Here is a 22,407-nt window from a genome sequence, read left to right as displayed (position 1 = left end):
TTATAAAGTGCTGTTAGCAATTTTTACCTTTTCGCCTTCGCGAATGCCGCGTACTCCACTTATGATAAGCAGATCTCCTGTTTCCAGACCGGAAAGAACTTCTACAGAATCCTCATAGGATAATCCCGTTTCCAGGACTCTTTTTCTGGCAACTCCCGTAGAATCTGATTCCTTTTCAAGAACATATGCGACTTTCTCTCCTGTGGCGTTTGTCTGCACCACGTTCTCCGGAATAATAATAGCTCCTTCTGAAGTGTAATCATTAAGCTTCACGGTAGCAATAAGGTTTGGCTTTACATTCTCTGCTTCCTGCGGAACAGCCACCTGTATCTCAAAAGTGCGGTTGTTAGGATTGATGAAATTTCCAACCTGTCTAACCTCACTTATAAAGGAAGTCCCCGTAGCACCAATTTCTACCATCACCTCTGTGCCTTTCTTGATCTTGTTGAGGTAAGATTCCGGCACTGCGGCAGAAATGTACATGTCCTTTAAATTGATCAACCTGAATAATTTGCTTTGGCCGGGAGCAACAACTTCGCCTTCTTCAGAAAAGGCTTCGTCTATGATCCCGCTAAAAGGTGCTCTTACCACAGTCTTTGCCAGCTGTGATCTCATTTGGTTTACAGAATTCAGGATCGCTTCATAATTGGCCTTTGCTTCGAGGTACTGGATCTCACTACCAATTTTCTGTTCCCAAAGCCTTTGTTGTCTTTCGAAAGTAGTCTTCGCAAGTGCAGCCTGAGTTTCCATTTGTGCCAGCTGACTTGATAAGCCGCCGTCATCGATCCTGGCAAGAATTTGCCCTTTTTGGACCCTGTCTCCCTCGTCAACTTTTACATCAACAAGTACTCCTGAGAATTCTGGATAAATAGTAATGTTCTGGTCCGTTTCAACGTCCCCTGGTATTTCGACGTAGTGCTTAAACAGGGAATCTGAAACAGGCTCTACTTCTACCAGTGTAAAGTTAGAATTGACATCCATCTTTGCAATGGCCGCATCCAATTTTGCTATTTCGGCAGATAGTTCACTTTGGAGGGAACTGAGTTCAGCTTTTTTTGCTCTTATTTCGGAAAGGTCTCCACTTTCAATCACCTTTTCCACAGACTCTCCTTTTCCACAGGAAACCATTAGTAAGAGTCCCAATATTAATAAGCTTAATTTTTTCATTTTTGACTGTTATTAGTTTAATTAGTCTTCTTCAGAATAAGTTCTTGTGCTCAGCACATTCTCCAGCTCTACTTTGGCGTTGATCACTTCCAGCATTGCTTCCAATAGATTTTGTTGAGCAGTATAAAGTTGTCGCTGTGCCTCACTCAATTCAAAGCTGCTGGCCAATCCTTCAAAGAATTTGATCTGGTTCTTGTTCTCAATTCTTTTAGCAAGGGCAAGACTTTCCTGCTGAGTCTCAAAATTTTCAAGGCTAAACCTGTAGTCGGCTTTGGCGGCGTCTATGGCGAGGGAAACACGATTGGTCGTTTCTTCGAGATCAAGCATTGCCTGCTCATATTCCAGTTGTTTCTGTTTGGTGCGGGATGCTCTCATCCCACTGCTAAAAATGGGAATATTAAGGCTTACTCCCAGGATTGATTGATTGAAATATTCCTGGTCATCATTTAAGAAGGTAAAGGAGTCGCTAAAGCCTGAGGTTCCATAATTTAAGAACCCGGTAAGTCGAGGTAAGGCTTTGGCCTTTTCCAGCCTAACAAAGATCCTTGCAGCCTCGGCTGAGTTTTGAGCAATACGCACATCAATGTTCTCCTCTACAGGAATATTCTCCTCGAGCAATTGCTCATCATAGAATTGCAGGGCAAGGGTGTTGAGATCATCTGTTGGAACGACTTCCTGATTTACCGGAATTCCCAGCGCCATGTTGAGCAACTGGTAGGAAATGTTCAGCATTCTCTGGCTGCGGTTGAGGTTGTTCTGTAGGCTAAGACGGGTGATCTTTAGTTGCTCAACATCCTCTTCTTCTGCCAGCCCGTTCTCGTAGATCTTCTGAGTATCACTGAGATTTTTACTGATGTTATCCAGGTTGTTCTGCAGGATTTTTACCGTTTCACGCGCCATAAGTATGTTACCGTAAGCATTGATCACAGCCTTTCGAACTTCAAGATCGGTCTTGGTTTTGGCATTTTTGGAGATCTGTAACAGAGTCCTGGCCGATTGTACTCCTACTATATAAGAGCCGTCGAAAATAAGCTGGGACCAGGTTGCCGTTGCAGTAACGTTTTGCTTGGTTCCAAATCGTACAGGAATAAATCCCTCGGGAGCGTTAACAGGTTGATCATTTCTTTGAACATCGAAGTAATCTTCGACGACATCTATTGTTGCCTGGGTGTTATCAAAAGCCGCTGCCGGTAAAAGGGTTACAGGCTGTTTCAGGAAATTCTGGTAATCTATATTTCCGTTGATCTGCGGGAGACCCTGTGAGATGATTTCCCATTTCTGAGCCAATGCTTTTTCTACTTCTTTTTCAGACTTAATGGAAGAATAATTGTTCTCAAGTCCCAAAGCCACAGCCTCTTCCAGAGAAAGTGCGAGAGGTTGAGGTACAGGTTCCTGGGCAAAAGCATTAATGCAGAATAAACCGCTTAATAAAAGGACTAATTGTTTCATTTTATGCTGCTTTTGTTTAAAAGAGACTCAAGTTTTTTAAGGCCTTTAGGAGAGACTATGGCCCGTAAATGATATTCTAGGTGCATTTCTGTCAGCTGGTTTGTAGAGAATTCGGGTTCAGGAAAATGATCGTCATCTTTTATCCCAAGGATCCCGATAAAGTAGATTCGGCTAATGAATTCCACCGGAAGATCGCTGCGATAAACTCCTTTATCAATACCTTTTTTAAGATTTTGCCTGGTAAGCTCTTCCAGTACTTTTTTCTGCTTCTCCCTTATGCTAAAGTATATCTTAGGATAATACTTTTGAAGTTGATACTGGGGAGAGGACTTTTCGTTTTTTAGATTTTGACAGGCAAAATCTTTGATCTCAAAAAGCTCCTCTATTGCATCCTTCTTTTCCTCTCTTATTTCCTGAATTCCTGTGGAAATTTGATCAAAAACAAACAGAGCAGTTGCTTCTATCAGTTTTGTCTTGGTAGGAAAATGGGCATAAATAGTTTTTTTTGAAATCCCCATTTCTGCCGCGATCTCGTCCATAGTAACGCTTTTTACTCCCAGGGTGAGAAACATATCGGCGGCCTTGGCTAAAATTTGTTCTTTCACATTATTTACTTTGAGGGGCAAAGATACGAATGGAAACTTTAAACACAGTAAAAGTTTCCATAGTTTTTTTGTGTAGAATTTCTGAAGCCTTAAAAAAGCCTTATTTTCTATATGTTTTGGTATTTTAGCGGAAAATTCAAATATGCTCCCACTAGACCGCTATCGCGAAGAATTTGAGGAATACCTCTCCCGGAAAATTGTGAAGCAGGAACCTTCCAATTTATATGATCCTATGGTTTATATACTTGGCCTGGGAGGAAAAAGGGTTCGTCCTGTCCTGGTTCTAATGGCAGCAGAGATCTTTGGGAGTGATTATAAAAAAGCCCTTGATGCTGCACTGGCCATTGAGGTCTTCCATAATTTTTCTTTAGTGCATGATGATATAATGGACGATGCGCCTTTGCGCAGAGGGAAGGAGACCGTACACGAGCGTTGGGATATTAATACCGGTATCCTCTCCGGTGACGCCATGCTTATTAAGGCATATCAACTCTTCGAAAACTATTCGGGAGAAACCTTCAGGCAACTAGCTAAACTTTTTTCAAAGACGGCTATTGAAGTATGTGAAGGTCAACAGTACGACATAGATTTTGAGGTGCGGGAAAAGGTGAGCATTGATGAGTATCTTAAAATGATAGAATATAAGACCGCTGTTCTTGTTGGTGCTTCCTTAAAAATGGGAGCTATAGTGGCAAACGCCTCCGAAGAGGATGGTAACAGGATCTACGAATTTGGAAGGCTGCTGGGTATTGCCTTCCAATTGCAGGATGATTATCTCGATGCTTTTGGAGATCCCGATTCCTTTGGAAAACAGGTGGGTGGAGATATTATTGAGAATAAGAAGACCTTCCTTTATCTTACTTCTTTACAAAAAACGGCTTCCAGGGAAGCGGTTCAGCTAGAGCATTTATATTCGATCAATCCACCAGATCCAACTGCTAAGGTGGAGACGGTAAAAGGCCTTTTTGAGAGTAGTGGCGCAGCCGAACTTACGCGACTGGAGATCGAAAAGTACACCCAAAAAGCTTTTGCTGTTCTCGGGGATCTTCATATAAGCGAGGAGAAAAAGGAATTGCTATTTAAGTTTGGTAAAGGATTAATGAACCGACAGGTTTAGAAATAGACACTTACAAAAGGCATGAAAGCATTGGCATAGATGCTTTTTTCGCTGTCGTATAATACATCGTATCTCACTCCTACCGTCACGGGCCCTGTGTTATAGCCAAGCCCGAGAAAAAGTGCGGGATACCAGTAGTGATCGGAGATATTTGCACCATCCAGTTTAAAATCTCTTGAAACATAATGCTCTTCAAATTCTGCTGAAAGCTGAAGCGGATTAAAGGGGCGCAGTAATCCTATTACACTTCCTCCGGCGGTATAGGAAGAGTAGCGGGAAGTATTGTTGTAGGAGCCGGCAAGTCCTACCCCTGCGGAAGTATATTTATTAAAATCATAGATAGCTTTAGGGGCTACGAATCCACTGAAGTATCCGTTGGTAAAGTTCAGGCCAAGGCTTCCGCCAAACCTAACATCCTCCCAAAATGCCCTTTTTGGCACCTCAGTGTTCTGTGCAACTGCATAATAATGAGAAGAATATAATAACACTGCAAATAGCAAAAGCTTTTTTGTACTGCTAAGAAATAGGTTCATGATGTTAAAAGTTTTCGAAGTATAAGGTAAATATATTAAATGCTCCCGCGCTTCTTTTTTAAAAATTGTACTTTTGTAGCGTTTTACAAAAAAGAAACAGGTAGTTTCAACTTATGGACAAATTTTCATTTTTAAATGCCGCACATACAGCCTATTTCGCTGAACTATATGATCAATATTTGCAATACCCCGACAGTGTAGAACCCAGCTGGAGAGCCTTTTTTCAAGGCTTCGATTTTGGCCTGGAGTCTTCTCAAAATGGGCAAACTGTTGTGGAACATCCTCAAAGTGGTGAGCCGGTAGAGATCTCAGATTCAGTATTGAAGGAGTTTCGGGTGGTGAAGTTGATCGATGGATATCGTACCAGGGGGCACCTTTTTACAAGGACCAATCCTGTGCGGGAGCGAAGAAAATATCGTCCTACCCTGGAGATCCAGAATTTCGATCTTGACGAGAATGACCTGGATACGGTTTTTAACGCAGGTGAGATACTGGGCATTGGACCTTCCACTTTAAAGCAGATCATCAAACACCTTGAGAAGGTGTATTGTGATTCTATAGGTATTGAGTACATGTATATTCGGAATCCTGAGCAGGTAAAATGGATCCAGGATAAGCTCAACATCAATGAGAATCAACCTTCTTTTGATGCCGCGCAAAAAAAGCACATTCTAAGGAAGTTAAGTGAAGCAGTCTCTTTTGAGAATTTCCTTCATACTAAATACGTGGGGCAAAAGCGATTTTCCCTTGAAGGAGGAGAAAGTCTTATCCCGGCCCTTGATGCGATCATTGAAAGGGCAGCCGATCTTGGGGTGAAGGATTTCGTCATGGGAATGGCTCACCGTGGTCGCCTTAGTACCCTCACCAATATCTTCGGAAAAAGTGCAAAAGATATTTTTACCGAATTTGATGGGAAAGATTATGAGCAGGATATTTTCGATGGGGATGTGAAATACCACCTTGGATGGACCTCCTGCCGTAAAACCGACAGCGGAAAAGAGATCAACATCAATATAGCTCCCAACCCTTCCCACCTGGAAACTGTTGGTGCTGTAGTACAGGGGATCACAAGAGGAAAGCAGGATCGTCATTACGGAGACAAGAATGATTCTGTCCTGCCCATTATAGTACATGGGGATGCAGCAATTTCTGGTCAGGGAATAGTTTATGAGATCGTGCAGATGGCTCAACTGGAAGGATATACCACCGGGGGAACCATTCATATAGTAGTGAATAACCAGGTTGGTTTTACCACCAACTATCTTGATGGCCGTTCTTCAACCTATTGTACAGATGTGGCAAAAGTGACACTTTCACCTGTGCTTCACGTAAATGCAGATGATGCCGAAGCAGTGGTGCATGCGGTGTTGTTTGCTCTTGATTGGAGGATGACTTTTGGAAGGGATGTGTTTATTGACCTTTTAGGATACCGTAAGTACGGTCATAACGAGGGAGATGAGCCAAGATTCACTCAGCCTAAGTTATATAAAGCAATTGCCAGCCATAAGAATCCGCGGGATATTTATTCAGAAAAGCTAAAGGCACAGGGAATCATTGATGATGCCTATGTCCAGAAGCTTGAGGAAGACTATAAAGCTAAATTGGAAGAGAATCTTGAAGATTCAAGAAAAGAGGAAAAGACAAGGGTAACGCCTTTTATGCAGGATGAATGGGAAGGATTTGAACATGTAGATGAATCCGGAATGATGGAAGAGGTGGATACTACAATTGATATGGAGATCCTTACCGAAGTAGCTCATGCTGTTTCTAAACTTCCTGAAGATAAAAAGTTCCTGAGAAAAATTAAGAAACTGGTGGATCTTCGGCAAACCATGTTCTTTGAGAATAATAGCCTGGACTGGAGTATGGCCGAATTACTTGCCTACGGTACTCTTATTAAGGAGGGTTATTATGTGAGAATGAGCGGACAGGATGTGGAAAGAGGAACTTTTTCTCACCGACACGCCGTTGTGAAAGTCGAGGACAGCGAAGAAGAAATTATCCTTCTCAATCAAATGGAAGGAACTTCCTGTGACGCAAAAGAAGGATCATCCTGCGACCTGAATATCTATAACTCTCTCTTGTCTGAATATGCAGTTGTAGGGTTTGACTATGGATATGCGATGGCCAGTCCTAACTGCCTTACCATTTGGGAGGCACAGTTTGGAGACTTCAGCAATGGAGCACAGATCATGATCGACCAGTACATCTCTGCAGCCGAAGACAAATGGAAGCTTCAGAATGGTTTGGTAATGTTCCTGCCACATGGATATGAAGGACAGGGCGCAGAACACTCTTCCGGAAGAATGGAAAGATATCTGCAACTATGTGCTAAAGATAATATGTTCGTTGCCGATGTTACCACTCCGGCAAATATGTTTCACCTGTTGAGAAGACAAATGAAGGTGAATTATAGAAAGCCTTTGATCATCTTTACTCCAAAGAGTTTGTTGAGACATCCAAAAGTGGTGTCTACAAAAGAAGAATTTGCAAATGGTACATTCCAGCCACTTATTGATGACACTGAGGCTAAAGCTGATAAGGTGAAATCTCTGGTATTCTGTACCGGGAAATTTTACTATGATCTGCTTGAACGCAGGGAGGAATTAGGGCGTGATGACGTGGCCCTGGTGAGGATCGAGCAGTTGTTCCCTTTACCGGCAGAACAGATCAAAGAGGCTATTGCAAAATACAAGAATGCCGATGATGTGGTGTGGGCGCAGGAAGAACCCAGGAATATGGGTGCTTACAGTCACCTGTTATTACATCTTGAAGAATCCAAATCCTTCAGGGTTTGTAGCAGGAGATTTTATGGATCGCCGGCTGCAGGAAGTTCTGTGAGGTTCAAGAAGCGGCATGAAAAGGTTATAGAATCTGTTTTTGATAAGAACGCAGAAGTTACTGTTTAATAAATTTGAAAAATTGCCGGCAGTAATTCCGGCGCTAAAAAATAAAAAGAAGAAATCATGGCTTTAGAAATGAAAGTCCCTTCTCCGGGAGAATCGATTACCGAGGTTGAAATTGCACAGTGGTTGGTTGCAGACGGTGATTATGTTGAGAAAGATCAGGCTATTGCCGAAGTTGACAGTGATAAGGCAACACTTGAACTTCCGGCAGAAGCAAGCGGTATTATCACCTTAAAAGCAGAAGAGGGAGATGCCGTTGCTGTAGGACAGGTGGTTTGTTTAATTGATACAGATGCTCCAAAGCCGGGAGGTGGAGAAGGAGATTCAAAAGAAGTTGCAAAGGAAGAAAAAGAAGCTACTTCGGCTCAAGAAGAACAGCTTGAGTCTTCTAATAAGGATAACAGGAAAGCTGAAGCCAAAACAGAAACTCCTTCGAAGCCAAGCACACCTTCACAAAAGCAGGATACCTATGCCACAGGAAGTCCTTCTCCTGCAGCTAAAAAAATCCTTGATGAAAAAGGAATGGATGCAAAATCTGTACAAGGTACAGGTCGTGACGGCAGGATAACAAAAGAAGATGCTGTAAAAGCAAACCCGTCCATGGGAACACCGGGACAGGGAAAAAGAGGAGAAGAGCGCAAAAAGATGTCCATGCTTCGCCGTAGGGTTGCAGAGCGTTTGGTAGATGTAAAGAATCAAACTGCCATGCTTACTACTTTTAACGAAGTGGACATGTCGGCTATTTTCTCCCTGCGCAAGCAATACAAGGATGAATTTAAAGATAAGCATGGAGTAAGCCTTGGATTTATGTCTTTCTTTACACTTGCTGTGGTGAGAGCACTGGATCTATATCCCGGAGTGAATTCTATGATCGACGGGGATTACCAGGTGAAGTATGATTATAAAGACATAAGTATTGCGGTCTCAGGTCCTAAAGGTCTCATGGTTCCGGTACTTAGGAATGTGGAGAATATGAGCTTCCGCGGAGTAGAGGCCGAGATTAAGAACCTTGCGATCAAGGTGCGTGACGGACAGATCACGGTGGATGAGATGACAGGGGGGACATTTACTATCACCAATGGTGGAGTATTTGGATCTATGCTGTCGACTCCAATCATCAATCCTCCTCAAAGCGGTATCCTTGGAATGCACAACATAGTAGACAGGCCTGTTGCCATTGACGGTCATGTGGAGATACGACCAATTATGTATGTCGCACTATCCTATGATCACAGGATCATTGACGGAAAAGAATCTGTCGGTTTCCTTGTGGCGGTCAAAGAAGCCCTTGAAAATCCCGAGGAGCTTCTTATGGATAATGATGTTAAAAGAGCTCTGGAATTATAGGGTTCTAAAAATGATAAAAAAGAAAGGCAATGATCCCGAGATCATTGCCTTTCTTTTTTTGTTCTAGTACGAAATAAAGGTGTGGATATTAAGTACTAGAACAAAAACAATTAACAGCGCCAATAACGCCGGAAACAACGGCAGGTGCTTAAGGTTTAGAAAATTCATAGCGGTAGATTTTTTGGTTACCCTGAAGATAAACCAACAACTGCCGCTGCGAAATGGGGTAAAACCCCCATTTTTTAAAAATTATTTGAGAAACAGACTCATCGATTTGTAATCGATAATAGCTTTTCCTTTTTTTAAGATATCTGCACCTATTATTCCCTGTACCTTTTCAGCTTTGTGTTTCACCAGCGCGTCATTCACATGCCTTAGATCGAAAAGGACCAGATCCACTTTTTTCTTTTTCCAGCCTTTTATCTCTATCGCGTTTTTTTGAGCGATTTGGGTCATCATATTTGTAGCTCCCGCCCCAGCGGCCTTTACATCGCTGTCCTCTGCCAAAAGTTCGAAATGGGAAACGGCTTCAAGACCTACGCAGGTGCTGGATGCACCGGTATCTAAAATAAAATTGCCTTCGATCTTATTAATTTTTGCCTTTAGTTCCAGGTGCTGGGTGGCGGTATAGGTGAGGGGAATTCTCTTATATCCTTTTTCTTTAAGTAACTTCTTGAGAGATGCCATTCTTTTCTTTTTTGCCAAAGATAGCTGTATAAAATAAATTATTTTTGCATTTATGACAATTACAGATACTCACACTCACCTCTATAGCGAATCTTTTGATGAAGATCGCAGCGAGATGATCAAAAGAGCTATAGATGCCAATATTACCCGGTTTTTTATTCCGGCAATAGATTCAGAATATGTGGAAGCCATGTATGCTTTGGAAAAGGAGTTTCCGGAGCACATTTTTCTTATGGCGGGTCTTCACCCAACTCACGTGAAGGAGAATTACAAGGAAGAACTGGAGCTGGTGGAAAGACAGCTGGAGGAAAGGAAGTTCTATGCTGTAGGCGAGACAGGAGTGGATCTTTACTGGGATAAATCCACTCTGGAAATTCAGCAGCGATCATTTCGGTATCAAATTCAGCTGGCAAAAAAGCATCAGCTACCAATCGTGATCCACTGCAGGGATGCTTTTGATGAAGTTTTTGAAGTGCTTGAACGGGAGAAGGGAGAAGATCTCTTCGGAATATTTCATTGCTTTACCGGCACATACGAACAGGCTCAAAAAGCGATTTCCTATAATATGAAGCTGGGGATTGGGGGAGTAGTGACCTTCAAAAATGGCAAGATCGACCAGTTTTTAAATAAGATCCCGCTTAGTGAGATCGTCCTGGAAACAGACGCTCCTTACCTGGCACCGGTGCCCTATAGGGGGAAACGAAATGAAAGTTCGTATCTTGTAGAAGTGCTTGAAAAGGTTGCAGAGATTTACCAACTTTCCCCGCAGGAAGTAGCTGAAGTTACAACCCGCAACTCCAGAGAGATTTTTGGGATTTGAACAGAGCATCTGCTTATAATTTTGTTTTTTTGCTAACTCTAACTAATAATAAGTGACAAATTACGACGATATTCGGTTCTATGATGATGCAGAAGTGCAGGAGGCTCTAAAGAATTATGTGAAGCATCCTATGATAAAAGGACTTTTGCAATTTACCTTTCCAAATGTCACTTTTGATAAAATTGAGGAGAAAGTCCTTGGTTGTAATTCTATAAGGGATTTTCAAACCCAGATCATCTATCACACGGTTCAGAAAGTATTGAGTAAAAGCTCGGAAGGCTTAAGTTATTCGGGCTTTGATGCGCTTAGTAAGGATGAATCTTACCTCTACATTTCAAATCACCGGGATATAGTTCTGGATACGTCCCTTCTGAATTGTGTTCTTTATGAAGCCGACCTTAAAATGACAGCTTCGGCCATAGGTGATAATCTTGTGCAAAAGCCATTTTTGCTGGCTCTTTCAAAACTTAACCGCAATTTCTTAGTTAAACGGGGGCTTGGTCCCCGTGAAATGCTGAAGAGCTCACAAAAACTTTCAGAATACATTAAAAAACTTCTTCTGGAAGAAAAACGTTCTGTATGGATGGCCCAAAGAGAAGGGAGAACTAAAGATGGAAATGATCATACACAGCAGGGGGTGCTAAAAATGCTTGCCATGGCAAAGGCGGAGGAATCTTTGGCTGAATACTTTGGGAAGCTGAAAATAGTCCCGGTCGCTATCTCCTACGAATTTGATCCGACAGATGTTCTGAAGCTGCCTGAAATTCTGGCAAAAAGAATGGAGCAGATCTATATTAAGTCGGCTAACGAAGATTTTAAATCTATTCTCAAAGGAGCTCTGGGTAATAAAGGAAGGATACACATTGCTGCAGGGAAACCCATTACAACAGAGGTGCTCCAACAGATAGAAAGTAAAGCCGGCTCTGTGAACGAACAGCTTCAAAGAATAACTGCAGGTATTGATAAGCGTATCCATAAGAATTACAAGCTGTGGCCTGCAAACTACATAGCTTTTGATCTGCTGAACAACAGCAGCATGTTCCAGGAAAAATACGACTCTAAGCAAAAGAGACAGTTTGAAAGAAGACTTACAAGAAGGGTGAATTTTAAAAATGCACTTGAAGTGAACAGCTACCTTCTAATGTATGCAAACCCCGTAATCAACCAGAAAAACCTTCATGAAAACCAGCGCTAATATTCTCCTTATCTACACCGGGGGAACCATTGGTATGGTAAAGGACTTCGAAACGGGAGCCCTAAAAGCTTTTAATTTCGATGAGCTGTTGCAAAATATTCCTGAGTTAAAACTCCTGGAACATCACATAGATACTGTTAGTTTTGAGCGGCCAATTGATTCATCTAATATGAAGCCGGCCTTTTGGTTGCAGATCGCCGAGATCATTGAAGAAAAATATGAGAGCTATGACGGCTTCGTGGTTTTGCATGGAAGTGATACCATGTCCTATAGTGCTTCGGCTCTTAGTTTCATGTTTGAGAATCTTTCCAAGCCTGTGATCTTTACCGGCTCTCAGTTGCCAATTGGAGATCTTAGGACAGATGCAAAGGAAAATCTTATCACCAGTATACAAATTGCTGGCCTGCAAAAAAATGGAAAACCTGTTATTACAGAGGTGTGTCTTTATTTTGAATACAAGCTTTATCGCGGCAACAGGACTTCAAAGATAAACGCTGAACACTTTCAGGCTTTTGCCTCCCCGAATTATCCGCCTCTTGTAAATTCAGGTGTTCATTTGGCGGTAAATGACAGCGCTTTGTGGCAGCCAAACCACAGGCGAAAGATGAAACTTCATAAAGGTCTGGAGGATGAAATAGTGCTCATTAAGATCTTTCCCGGAATAAACAGGAGCCTGCTGGAGCATATTTTGGAAAAAGAAGGGCTTAAAGGTGTCATTTTGGAGACCTATGGTAGCGGGAATGCTCCTACCGAAGATTGGTTTGTTGAACTATTAAGGAGTGCAATCTTAAGAGGAGTGGTGATCGTGAACGTCACCCAGTGCATTGGGGGAAGTGTATCAATGGGACAATATGAAACCAGTACGCAGCTTAAGAAAATAGGGATAGTATCGGGCAAAGACATTACAACAGAGGCAGCTGTGGCCAAAATGATGTACCTTTTGGCAAAGGAACTTAGCCCAAAAGTTTTTAAGACAATTTTCGAAACTTCACTACGCGGGGAAATGTCGTAAAAAATAGGGCTGTTACTTGACCAGCTTCTGTTTTTTTTCGTTATTTGGCGAACTGTTTAGAAATATCTTAACAAGCACATTTAAGCAGGTATTTAGAGAGGTGGCCGAGTGGTCGAAGGCGCACGCCTGGAAAGTGTGTATACCCCACAAGGGTATCGAGGGTTCGAATCCCTTCCTCTCTGCTAGTTATTTTTATTTGAATAAATATTTATATCTTTAACCCGTTAACTAATTAAATTAAGAGAAAAAGTAATGAAAAGATTATTTTCAATTTTGGTGATCGCTACAATTATGGTGTTCGGAGCCGTAGATGTGAATGCGACAAATAACGTGAATGCCCTGCCGGCTACCATGGTGAACTTTGTTCAGGATGAAGATCAGGCTGTAGCTGAAGAGACCGAAGATGTTGGATTTCACCAGGAGCTTAAAAGGCGCTTTATCGAGGGTGGTCCTGGATTCATGGGAATCGTACTTCTTTGTTTGATCCTTGGTTTGGCGATCGCGATTGAAAGAATCATTTACCTTAACCTTGCTACTACCAATACGAAAAAATTAGCGCAGGATGTTGAGGACGCTCTAAATACCGGTGGTATTGAGGCTGCTAAAGATGTTTGTCGTAATACAAAAGGACCTGTTGCTTCTATTTATTACCAGGGGCTTGATCGTGCCGATGAAGGTACAGAAGCTGCTGAAAAAGCGGTTGTAGCTTATGGTGGTGTTCAAATGGGACTTTTAGAGAAAAACGTATCATGGGTATCTTTATTTATCGCTCTTGCTCCTATGCTTGGGTTCATGGGTACGGTAATTGGTATGATCGAAGCCTTTGATAGAATTGAAGCTGCTGGAGATATGCAACCTTCACTTGTTGCGGGTGGTATTAAGATCGCACTTCTTACAACTGTATTTGGTTTGATCGTGGCTATTATTCTTCAGATTTTCTACAACTACATTATCGCTAAGATCGACCGTATCGTAAACGATATGGAAGATGCTTCTATCACGTTGATAGATATCCTTGTAGACTACAAGAACAAAAGAAGAGTATAACAATACCAAGATTTAATTATGACCTTACATAAAATATTAAAATATATAGCGCTCGTTATCGGTGTTATTGGACTTATTCTTTGGGGAAGAGTTCTAATGGCCGGTGATGATGCTATAGAAAACTCAGCCGATGTACAGGCAAGTGTGGTAACTCCATTTCTGTATGTGGCGTACTTAGTGTTTGCAATAATTGTGCTTCTGGTCTTGTTCTATGTTATTAAAGGACTTTTTTCTGGAGACATTAAGAGAACACTAATGGCTGTTGGGGCCTTCATTCTGGTAGTGGTAATTGCATACCTGCTTACCGATGGAACTGAAACCCAACTTAGTGACGGAACTATGCTTTCGGCAAGTGCAAACCACTGGGTAGGAGCAGGTCTTGTGACCTTCTACTTACTGGCAGGAATTGCAATTTTGCTGATGGTTGTGTCCGGAATCAGAAAACTTATAAAATAAATTAGCTATGGCCAGACGATCTACACCTGAAGTTAATGCCGGTTCTTTGGCCGACATCGCCTTCTTGCTTTTGATCTTCTTCCTGGTGACCACAACTATTGAGACAGATAGCGGTATCAGCAGAAAGTTGCCTCCAATGCAGGATGAAAACGTGGAACCGCCAATTATCAAGGAAAAGAATATTTTCCAGGTAATTGTAAACCGCAACAATGATCTGCTTGTAGAAGACGAGCTAATGGAGCTAAAGGACCTAAGAGAAGCTGCTATTGCCTTTTTGGACAATGGAGGTGGAGTAGGACCTGAAGCTTGTGATTACTGCCAGGGGGCAGGGGATCCAACTTCCTCAGATAATCCCATTAAAGCAGTTATCATGCTTGTCAATGACAGACAAACCGAGTATGGAACTTATATTGCTGTCCAAAATGAACTTGTAGGAGCCTACAATGAATTACGTGACCGTACTGCACAAAGGCTTTATGGTAAGTCATTCACTCAAATGGAAGCAGACTACAACAGCGTTACATACACAGGGAATAAGGACAGGTTAAAAGAACAGCTTGAGGAAATTAGAGATATGTGGCCTCAAAAGCTCTCTGAAGCCGACCCTAAAAATTAATCGCGAAAAAAAGTAAATTATGGCAAAATTCAATAAGAAAAAGAGTAGTGAACTGCCCGCGATAAATACCTCGGCCCTTCCAGATATCGTTTTTATGCTACTGTTCTTCTTCATGGTTGCTACTGTTATGCGTGAGAATACTTTAAAAATTCAAAACGTACTTCCTTATGCAGACCAGGTAGAAAAATTGGATAAGAAGGATCTCGTAATGTACATCTACGCAGGAAAACCGAGTGCAAGATTTCAGCAGAGTTTTGGTACCGAAGCCAGAATTCAGCTAAATGATAATTTCGCTGAGGTGAGTGAGATTCAGCAGTTCATTTATTCCGAAAGAGAATCTAAGAGAGAGGAATTAGTTCCTTTTCTCACTACAGCACTTAAAGTAGACCATGAAACCAATATGGGACTGGTATCTGATATTAAGATGGAGCTTAGAAAAGCTGAAGCTCTTAAGATCAACTACACTACCCGTACCGGTGAAGCGTCACAGAACTTTGAATAATCAAATTCATTATCTTTATAGAATCCCCTTTCAAATCATTGAAAGGGTTTTTTTTTTGTAGGTCCTTTTCTTCAGCTTAACTTTATCTAAAATTTTCAATGAACCTGTCTCCAAAATGGCTTTTTTGTCTGTTGTTTCTTTTGTCTCCTTTGATGAGAGCCCAGGAGGTCAATAATATACCCCAGGTCATCGATAGTCTTTACCGGGAAGATCAGGTTTATTTTAGCTTTACTTATAATATAGTATCAGGCGAGCCTGCAGGGATAAGGAGTTCCCAGTTTTCGGGAGGATTTCATACAGGATTTATAAGGGATTTTCCCTTAAATGAAAGACGTAATGTGGCTTTTGGTGCAGGGCTTGGCTGGTCAATCGACACTTATGGACAAAATCTATATATAGGTAAAACAACAGATGGATCAGCAACACGATTCGAGGTGCTGGATAGAAATCGCATAGATTTTGATGTGAACCGTTTTACAACGCATTCCATAGATCTTCCTTTACAATTGCGATGGCGTACTTCAACACCCGAAACCTACAAATTCTGGCGTATCTATGGGGGAATTAGACCGGCATATATCTACTATTTCAGGTCCAGGTTTGAGCAATCGGGGAATACCTACAAAGAATCTGATGTTCCCGAACTTGAACGCTTAAGACTTGGTGCTACTTTTACCTTTGGCTACAACACCTTTAATTTCTCCTTCTACTACAGTCTTAATTCCTTCTTTAAAGATGCCCTGGTCAATGACACAGAATTGGATCTAAAGACAATTCAGGTGGGGCTCACCTTTTATCTGTTATAGCCAAAAAAACGCTACTCCAATTTGTGGAAGCAACCCTATGAGTAAACCTAACGTGAGTTCATTGCCTGTATGTGCATTATAATAAAGGCGGGAGGATGCAGTAAGACCGGTGATTGCAATTAAAAAACTTACTGTGTAGATAAGATTGAGGTTGAAATGCAAACTTAAGAAGATCAGGAAAATAGTGAGGCCACCCAGACCCATCATGTGCAGACTGGCCTTGATATTGGCTAAAAGTAAGAATAGGGCCAGTAATGCGGAAAGCATGATCCCAACAAAGAAGTAGTACAGCGCCGGATAATCGAAATTATTGAGAACATACTTCAGTACCACGAAATCGAGTCCCGCATAGAAAAGGAGTGGCCATCTTCGCTCCTTCAATTCCTGCATGTAATGATCCTTAACCTTTCCCAGTGTTTTGAGCATGTAGACATAAACAACAGGAATGAAAATGGTCATAATGGCCACGGCCAATAACTTGGCTTTAACCACCTCGAGAGGGAAGAACCTTGGAGTAACCAGGAAATATATCAAAGTGCCCGCAAAAGGCATCCAAACGGGATGAAACAGGAAGGAGGCGGACTTTAGAAGGAGCTTCATTAAATTTCCTTTCGAAGGCGGGCCACCGGAATGTCCAGTTGTTCTCGATATTTTGCTACCGTGCGGCGTGCAATGGGATAACCTTTTTCTTTGAGCATCTTTGCCAGCTTCTCATCGGTAAGAGGCTTCCTTTTGTTTTCCTCTTCTATGGTCATTTCAAGGATCTTCTTGATCTCCTTGGTAGAGACATCTTCACCCTGGTCATTCTTCATGGACTCAGAGAAGAAATCCTTTATGAGTTTTGTGCCATAAGGTGTGTCGACATATTTACTGTTGGCCACCCTTGAAACAGTAGAAACATCCATATCAATTTCATCGGCAATGTCCTTTAGGATCATAGGCTTCAGGTTTCTTTCATCTCCTGTGAGGAAATATTCCTGCTGATAGTTCATGATCGCACTCATAGTTACGAACAAGGTGGTTTGTCGCTGCTTGATGGCTTCAATAAACCATTTAGCTGCGTCTAGTTTCTGTTTAATGAACATCACCGCATCCTTTTGTGCCTTGCTTTTTTCCTTGGACTCTTTATAGCCCTTCAGCATTTCACTGTAATCTTTGGACACGTGCATTTCAGGAGCATTCCGGCCATTGAGACTCAACTCCAGCTCTCCGTCAACTATCTTTATGGTGAAATCGGGGATCACGTGTTCTACGGCACGGGTGTTCCCGGCATAGGCGCCTCCCGGTTTGGGGTTGAGATGTTCTATAACATCAATGGCATTCCTTAGTTCATCTTCCGAGATGTCGTGCTTCGAAAGTAGTTTTTGATAGTGTTTCTTGCTGAACTGATCAAAAGACTTTTCAATAATGTCTTTAGCAAGACTTACAGGTCTGGTTTGCTCCTTTCGATTTAACTGTATGAGCAAACACTCCTGAAGGCTTCTTGCGCCAACCCCGGCAGGATCCAGTTCATGAACATATTTCAAAACTTTCTCCACCGTTTCTTCATCGGTATAGACATTTTGGGTAAAAGCGAGATCATCTACTATGTCCTGAACAGATCTTCTAATGTATCCGCTTTCATCCACGCTGCCTACCAGAAATTCGGCTATTTCTTTTTGAGATTCATTCAGCCTAAGGGTGCTGAGCTGTGTCTTCAAATACTGGGTAAAAGAAGTTCCCGATGCATAGGGAACCTGCTTGTCCTCATCATCTGCACTATAATTATTGGCTTGTAAGCGATAACTGGGTATCTCGTCATCGCTTAGGTACTCATCTACATCAATTTCGGCTTCGATGCTCTCATTACCGGGATCATCATCCTGATAATCAGGATTTTCGAAATCCTCTTCGTAATCGTCTTTGTCTTCCTTTCCACCTTCCAGCGCAGGGTTCTCCTCCATCTCTTGTTTAAGCCGCTGCTCAAAAGCCTGCGTAGGGAGCTGGATAAGCTTCATCAACTGAATTTGCTGAGGGGAAAGCTTTTGAGATAATTTAAGGTTTAACTGCTGTTTTAGCATATAATTCCGGGCTTTTCATAAAAATAAAAAAAACAATCTACAAACGTAAACGAACGCAGATTGTTTATGAGTACTTTAGGATGAGAGAGGGCGATTAGAACTCGGCATTTAATGGAGTTCTTGGGTAAGGGATAACGTCTCTAATATTTCCCATTCCCGTCGCAAATTGTACAAGTCTCTCAAAACCAAGACCAAATCCGCTGTGAACGCAAGTTCCGAATTTTCGGGTGTCCAGGTACCACCATAGCTCTTTTTCATCAATATCCAGGGCCTGCATCTTATTTCTTAACACGTCAAGACGTTCTTCCCGTTGTGACCCACCCACGATCTCTCCAATACCGGGAAACAGGATATCCATGGCGCGTACTGTCTTTCCGTCTTCATTTAAACGCATATAGAATGCTTTTATGTTAGCCGGATAATCAAATAAGATTACTGGACACTTGAAATGTTTTTCTACCAGGTATCGTTCGTGCTCACTTTGAAGATCGGCACCCCATTCTTCAATGATGTAGTTGAATTTCTTTTTCTTGTTGGGCTTTGAATTCTTGAGAATATCAATGGCTTCTGTATAGCTTACCCTTTTAAAGTTATTCTCAATAACGAACTTCAGCTTTTCAGTGAGGCTCATTGGGCTTCTTTCAGCTTCAGGCTTTACCTTATCTTCATTTGCCAGGCGCTGTTCAAGAAAGGCAAGATCATCTTTGCAATTATCCAATACATATTTAAGCACGTATTTTATGAATTCTTCAGCAATGTCCATGTTTCCGGCGAGGTCACAGAAAGCCATTTCGGGCTCCACCATCCAGAATTCCGCCAGGTGTCTAGAAGTATTTGAATTCTCCGCCCTAAAAGTGGGTCCAAAGGTATAGATCTGTCCTAGTCCAAGCGCATAGGTCTCTCCTTCGAGTTGTCCTGAAACAGTAAGATTTGTCTCCTTTCCAAAGAAATCTTCTTTATAGTCAACAGATCCGTCTTCTTTTCGCGGAATATTGTCAAGATCAAAGGAAGTCACTTTGAACATTTCTCCCGCACCTTCTGCATCACTTCCCGTAATTATGGGAGTGTTTACATAATGGAAATTGTTTTGCTGGAAATAGCTGTGAATAGCAAAGGAAAGTTTGGAGCGCAATCTCATTACAGCCCCAAAGGTATTTGTCCTTACCCGAAGGTGTGCCTGCTCCCTAAGCTTCTCTAAAGAGTGTCTTTTTGGAGAGAGAATGGTGTATTTCACTTCTTCGGGATCTGCATCTCCAAGAATCTCAACAGTATTTACCTGGATCTCTACCTTCTGTCCGCTTCCCTGGCTCTCAACCAAAGTCCCAACCACCTTTATGGCGGCACCAACAGTGATGCGCTTAAGAGTGTTTTCATTTAGTTTTTCAAAATCAACAACACATTGCAGGTTATTGATGGTAGAGCCGTCGTTTAGAGCAATGAATCGGTTGCTTCTAAAGGAGCGAACCCAACCTTTAACTTCAACTTCCTGTAAATATTTAGTGCTTTCTAAAAGTTCTGCAACTTTTCCTGTGATCATCTTTTTCTATTTGGACAGCAAAGATAATTTTTCCGCACTTGCCTTACAAGTAATTAAATAAAGGCCTCAGCCAAAAAGAGGTGTCAAAAATCACATTTTTGGATCCTCTTTTGAAAAGTTCTCTTCCGAATCCTCTTCTTCAGGGATGATATCTATGGCAGGCTCCAGGAAAACATCCTTGTTCGCGATCTCCTTCTGAAGGGATAGCAACAGCGCCGGTAGCAGCAAAAGGTTCGACAGCATGGCAAATAATAGTGTTGCTGAAACAAGTCCGCCCAAAGCCACTGTGCCTCCAAAACTACTTATCATAAACACTGAAAAGCCGAAAAAGAGCACAATGGAAGTATAGAACATACTTACTCCTGTTTCTCTTAGTGCAGCATAAACAGATCTCTTGATCTTCCAATTATTCGCCTTAAGCTCCTGCCTGTATTTAGCCAGGAAGTGAATGGTGTCATCTACCGAAATTCCGAAGGCAATGCTAAAGACCAGGATAGTTGAAGGTTTTATGGGTACTCCCAGGAAGCCCATCATTCCCGCTGTCACCAGTAGCGGAAGCAGGTTTGGAATGAGCGATACCAGGATCATTTTCCAGGACCTGAACATCCATGCCATGATAAGAGCAATAAGGAAAATTGCAAGGCTCAAAGAAATGATAAGATTCCTTACCAGGTAATTTGTTCCCTTTTGAAAGATCAATGCCTTTCCTGTCATTTCGACCGAGAAACGATCTTCCGGAAATATCTCCCTGATCTTTGGCCACAGGTCCTCTTCGATCTCCTCCATTTCTTCTGTGCCAATATCCTTCATAAAGGTAGTCATACGAGCATAGCGCCCGGTGCTGTCAACAAAGGAAGTGAGCAGATTATCACCTGCTGCATCCAGTCCCTGCGCATACGGAAGTATGAAATTTCGCTCCTGAGAGGTCGGCAACTGGTAATATTTTGGATTGCCATTGTAGTAAGCCTGCTTTGAATATTTTACCAGGTTGACAATGGAAACAGGAGGGGAGAGGTCTTCTTCTTCAGCAAGTAACTCCTGCAGTTCATCCATTTTTCTTAGGGTGGGGAGTTTCATCACTCCCTGCTCTCTCTGAGTGTCTATCAAGATCTCCAGCGGCATTACCCCGTCGAATTCCTCTTCAAAGAATTTAATATCCTTGAAAAAAGCTGCTTCCTGCGGCATATCCTCCAACAGGCTTCCGGAGATCCTTATGGTGTAGATCCCGATGATACTTGCTACCAGCAAAATAATAGAAACTATAAAGATCCCGATTCTGTGATCTTTCACCATTCGCTCCATCCAGTTCACAAAGCCACCAATCCATCTTTTATTGAGGTGCTTGAGGTGCTTTTCCCGCGGCACATTCATGTAGCTGTAGATGATAGGAATTATGAGGAGGCTGAGTATGAAAATAGCTATGATGTTAATCGAAGCCACGATCCCGAATTCCTTGAGCAGCGTACTTTCAGTAAGAATAAAAGTTGCAAAACCTGAAGCTGTTGTAAGGTTGGTCATTAAAGTTGCGTTCCCGACTTTAGTGATCACCCGCTGCAATGACTTGGCCTGATTGCCATGCTTCTTAATCTCCTGCTGATATTTATTAATGAGAAAAATACAGTTGGGAATCCCGATAACAATGATCAACGGCGGAATGATTGCCGTTAAAACAGTGATCTCATAATGCAGCAGTCCAAGAACTCCGAAAGCCCACATCACTCCAATAATTACTGTGATCATCGAAATCACAGTGGCGCGAATACTTCTGAAGAAAAAGAAAAAGATCAATGAAGTCACCAGTAAAGCGGCGCCAATGAAAAGTCCTATTTCATCAATTATGGTTTGAGCATTGAGAGTGCGAATGTATGGCATTCCCGAAACAAAGACATTCATGCCCTGTTCCTCCTCAAACTGCTCCACAATTGGGATGAGTTCTTCAACAACAAAAGTTTTTCGTTTTCCGGTGTTGACTATTTCCTTGTCCAGGTAGATGGCTGTTTGAACTGTATTTGAATGTCTGCTGTACACCAGACCTTCGTAAAAGGGCAAATTTTCAAACAGTTCTTCCCGGTATTCCTGTACCTGTTGGGCATCTGGTTCTTCTTCGGCAATGAAGGGAACCATTTCAAAGCGACCGGGATCTTCAAATTTTTCCAGCTTCCGAAGATTTCCTATAGCAACAGTGAATTCAACTTCAGGAAAGCTGTTCAATTTTTCAGCAAGGGCATTCCAGGCTACAAACTTTTCAGGAGTGAACAAAGCCGAATCATTAACGGCAAGGACTATGACATTTCCTTCTTCTCCAAATTTATCAAGGAATTCCTGATACTGCAGGTTTATGGGATCATCATCGGGCAGGAGGTTAGCTTCAGTGAAAGAGAACTTCATATTCTTCCACTGTAGACCTAGAAAAACTGTACATGCGGCGATCAACACCAGGATAAGGATCCTGTTCCTTAGAATTGTGCGTGCAACAGTATTCCAGAACTCAAAGCCGAGAAATTTTGACATGGGAAAAAATTGTGATGCAAAGGTAAGAAAGCAT

Annotated in this window: 20 protein-coding genes and 1 tRNA gene; 12 read left to right on the top strand and 9 right to left on the bottom strand. The window is 42.0% G+C overall.

Annotated features, from left to right (window positions below; all coding sequences use genetic code 11):
* The 3 genes from ACXYMT_RS01130 to ACXYMT_RS01120 are packed head-to-tail and all read right to left on the bottom strand — an operon-like array spanning position 1 to position 3,221.
* Positions 1-1,167: an efflux RND transporter periplasmic adaptor subunit gene (locus ACXYMT_RS01130; RefSeq protein WP_459057254.1), complete on the bottom strand. Its 1,167-nt coding sequence runs from the start codon at positions 1,165-1,167 to the stop codon at positions 1-3.
* A gap of 21 nt (positions 1,168-1,188) precedes the next feature.
* Complete coding sequence (locus ACXYMT_RS01125) at positions 1,189-2,616, bottom strand: TolC family protein (RefSeq protein WP_459057253.1); 1,428 nt, start codon at positions 2,614-2,616, stop codon at positions 1,189-1,191.
* Positions 2,613-3,221 (bottom strand): TetR/AcrR family transcriptional regulator, encoded by a 609-nt coding sequence (locus ACXYMT_RS01120; RefSeq protein ID WP_459057252.1) that lies wholly within the window; start codon positions 3,219-3,221, stop codon positions 2,613-2,615. The genes ACXYMT_RS01125 and ACXYMT_RS01120 overlap by 4 nt, the downstream gene beginning before the upstream one ends.
* Before the next feature lie 142 nt (positions 3,222-3,363).
* Here ACXYMT_RS01120 and ACXYMT_RS01115 point away from each other — a divergent pair, with 142 nt between their 5' ends.
* Positions 3,364-4,338 (top strand): polyprenyl synthetase family protein, encoded by a 975-nt coding sequence (locus tag ACXYMT_RS01115; protein ID WP_459057251.1) that lies wholly within the window; start codon positions 3,364-3,366, stop codon positions 4,336-4,338.
* On the opposite strand, the gene ACXYMT_RS01110 is transcribed toward ACXYMT_RS01115, so the two are convergent.
* Positions 4,335-4,871 (bottom strand): alpha-ketoglutarate decarboxylase, encoded by a 537-nt coding sequence (locus ACXYMT_RS01110; RefSeq protein WP_459057250.1) that lies wholly within the window; start codon positions 4,869-4,871, stop codon positions 4,335-4,337. The two genes, ACXYMT_RS01115 and ACXYMT_RS01110, sit on opposite strands and share 4 nt — an antisense overlap.
* 113 nt (positions 4,872-4,984) lie before the next feature.
* Here ACXYMT_RS01110 and ACXYMT_RS01105 point away from each other — a divergent pair, with 113 nt between their 5' ends.
* Together ACXYMT_RS01105 and odhB are read left to right on the top strand one after the other, a co-directional pair.
* Positions 4,985-7,780, top strand: coding sequence for a 2-oxoglutarate dehydrogenase E1 component (locus ACXYMT_RS01105; RefSeq protein ID WP_459057249.1), 2,796 nt, complete (start codon positions 4,985-4,987; stop codon positions 7,778-7,780).
* A 57-nt stretch (positions 7,781-7,837) separates the two neighbouring features.
* Positions 7,838-9,124 (top strand): 2-oxoglutarate dehydrogenase complex dihydrolipoyllysine-residue succinyltransferase, encoded by a 1,287-nt coding sequence (gene odhB / locus ACXYMT_RS01100; RefSeq protein WP_459057248.1) that lies wholly within the window; start codon positions 7,838-7,840, stop codon positions 9,122-9,124.
* A 249-nt stretch (positions 9,125-9,373) separates the two neighbouring features.
* On the opposite strand, the gene ACXYMT_RS01095 is transcribed toward odhB, so the two are convergent.
* Positions 9,374-9,811, bottom strand: coding sequence for a retropepsin-like aspartic protease (locus tag ACXYMT_RS01095; protein ID WP_459057247.1), 438 nt, complete (start codon positions 9,809-9,811; stop codon positions 9,374-9,376).
* A 52-nt stretch (positions 9,812-9,863) separates the two neighbouring features.
* On the opposite strand from ACXYMT_RS01095, the gene ACXYMT_RS01090 reads away from it, so the two are divergent.
* From ACXYMT_RS01090 to ACXYMT_RS01050, 9 genes are all read left to right on the top strand, one after another.
* The gene (locus ACXYMT_RS01090) at positions 9,864-10,631 is read left to right on the top strand and encodes a TatD family hydrolase (protein ID WP_459057246.1); all 768 of its coding nucleotides are present in this window, start codon (positions 9,864-9,866) and stop codon (positions 10,629-10,631) included.
* Between the two features lie 52 nt (positions 10,632-10,683).
* Complete coding sequence (locus ACXYMT_RS01085) at positions 10,684-11,826, top strand: 1-acyl-sn-glycerol-3-phosphate acyltransferase (protein ID WP_459057245.1); 1,143 nt, start codon at positions 10,684-10,686, stop codon at positions 11,824-11,826.
* The gene (locus ACXYMT_RS01080; RefSeq protein WP_459057244.1) at positions 11,810-12,838 is read left to right on the top strand and encodes an asparaginase; all 1,029 of its coding nucleotides are present in this window, start codon (positions 11,810-11,812) and stop codon (positions 12,836-12,838) included. Before ACXYMT_RS01085 ends, ACXYMT_RS01080 begins: the two co-directional genes overlap by 17 nt.
* Before the next feature lie 94 nt (positions 12,839-12,932).
* Positions 12,933-13,020: transfer RNA gene (locus tag ACXYMT_RS01075), tRNA-Ser, on the top strand.
* A gap of 70 nt (positions 13,021-13,090) precedes the next feature.
* Positions 13,091-13,885: a MotA/TolQ/ExbB proton channel family protein gene (locus tag ACXYMT_RS01070; RefSeq protein ID WP_324720459.1), complete on the top strand. Its 795-nt coding sequence runs from the start codon at positions 13,091-13,093 to the stop codon at positions 13,883-13,885.
* 18 nt (positions 13,886-13,903) lie between these two features.
* Positions 13,904-14,341 (top strand): hypothetical protein, encoded by a 438-nt coding sequence (locus tag ACXYMT_RS01065; RefSeq protein WP_459057243.1) that lies wholly within the window; start codon positions 13,904-13,906, stop codon positions 14,339-14,341.
* A gap of 7 nt (positions 14,342-14,348) precedes the next feature.
* A complete protein-coding gene (locus ACXYMT_RS01060; protein ID WP_459057242.1) occupies positions 14,349-14,957 on the top strand; it encodes an ExbD/TolR family protein in 609 nt (202 codons plus the stop codon).
* Between the two features lie 19 nt (positions 14,958-14,976).
* A complete protein-coding gene (locus ACXYMT_RS01055; RefSeq protein WP_459057241.1) occupies positions 14,977-15,459 on the top strand; it encodes an ExbD/TolR family protein in 483 nt (160 codons plus the stop codon).
* 98 nt (positions 15,460-15,557) lie between these two features.
* Entirely contained in the window at positions 15,558-16,265 is a 708-nt protein-coding gene (locus tag ACXYMT_RS01050; RefSeq protein WP_459057240.1) for a porin family protein, read from the top strand.
* Here the strand turns inward: ACXYMT_RS01050 and ACXYMT_RS01045 are convergent.
* The 4 genes from ACXYMT_RS01045 to ACXYMT_RS01030 all read right to left on the bottom strand — a co-directional run bounded on the left by ACXYMT_RS01045 (position 16,260) and on the right by ACXYMT_RS01030 (position 22,373).
* Positions 16,260-16,865, bottom strand: coding sequence for a hypothetical protein (locus tag ACXYMT_RS01045; protein ID WP_459057239.1), 606 nt, complete (start codon positions 16,863-16,865; stop codon positions 16,260-16,262). The genes ACXYMT_RS01050 and ACXYMT_RS01045 overlap by 6 nt on opposite strands.
* Positions 16,865-18,325, bottom strand: a complete 1,461-nt coding sequence (gene rpoN, locus ACXYMT_RS01040) for an RNA polymerase factor sigma-54 (protein WP_459057238.1) — start codon at positions 18,323-18,325, stop codon at positions 16,865-16,867. The genes ACXYMT_RS01045 and rpoN overlap by 1 nt, the downstream gene beginning before the upstream one ends.
* 94 nt (positions 18,326-18,419) lie before the next feature.
* Complete coding sequence (gene asnS / locus ACXYMT_RS01035; protein WP_459057237.1) at positions 18,420-19,862, bottom strand: asparagine--tRNA ligase; 1,443 nt, start codon at positions 19,860-19,862, stop codon at positions 18,420-18,422.
* Positions 19,863-19,952: 90 nt separating this feature from the next.
* A complete protein-coding gene (locus ACXYMT_RS01030; protein WP_459057236.1) occupies positions 19,953-22,373 on the bottom strand; it encodes an efflux RND transporter permease subunit in 2,421 nt (806 codons plus the stop codon).
* Positions 22,374-22,407: the final 34 nt, after the last annotated feature.

The sequence above is a fragment of the Salinimicrobium sp. CAU 1759 genome (assembly GCF_054482715.1).
This window is presented reverse-complemented; position numbering and strand designations above follow the sequence as displayed.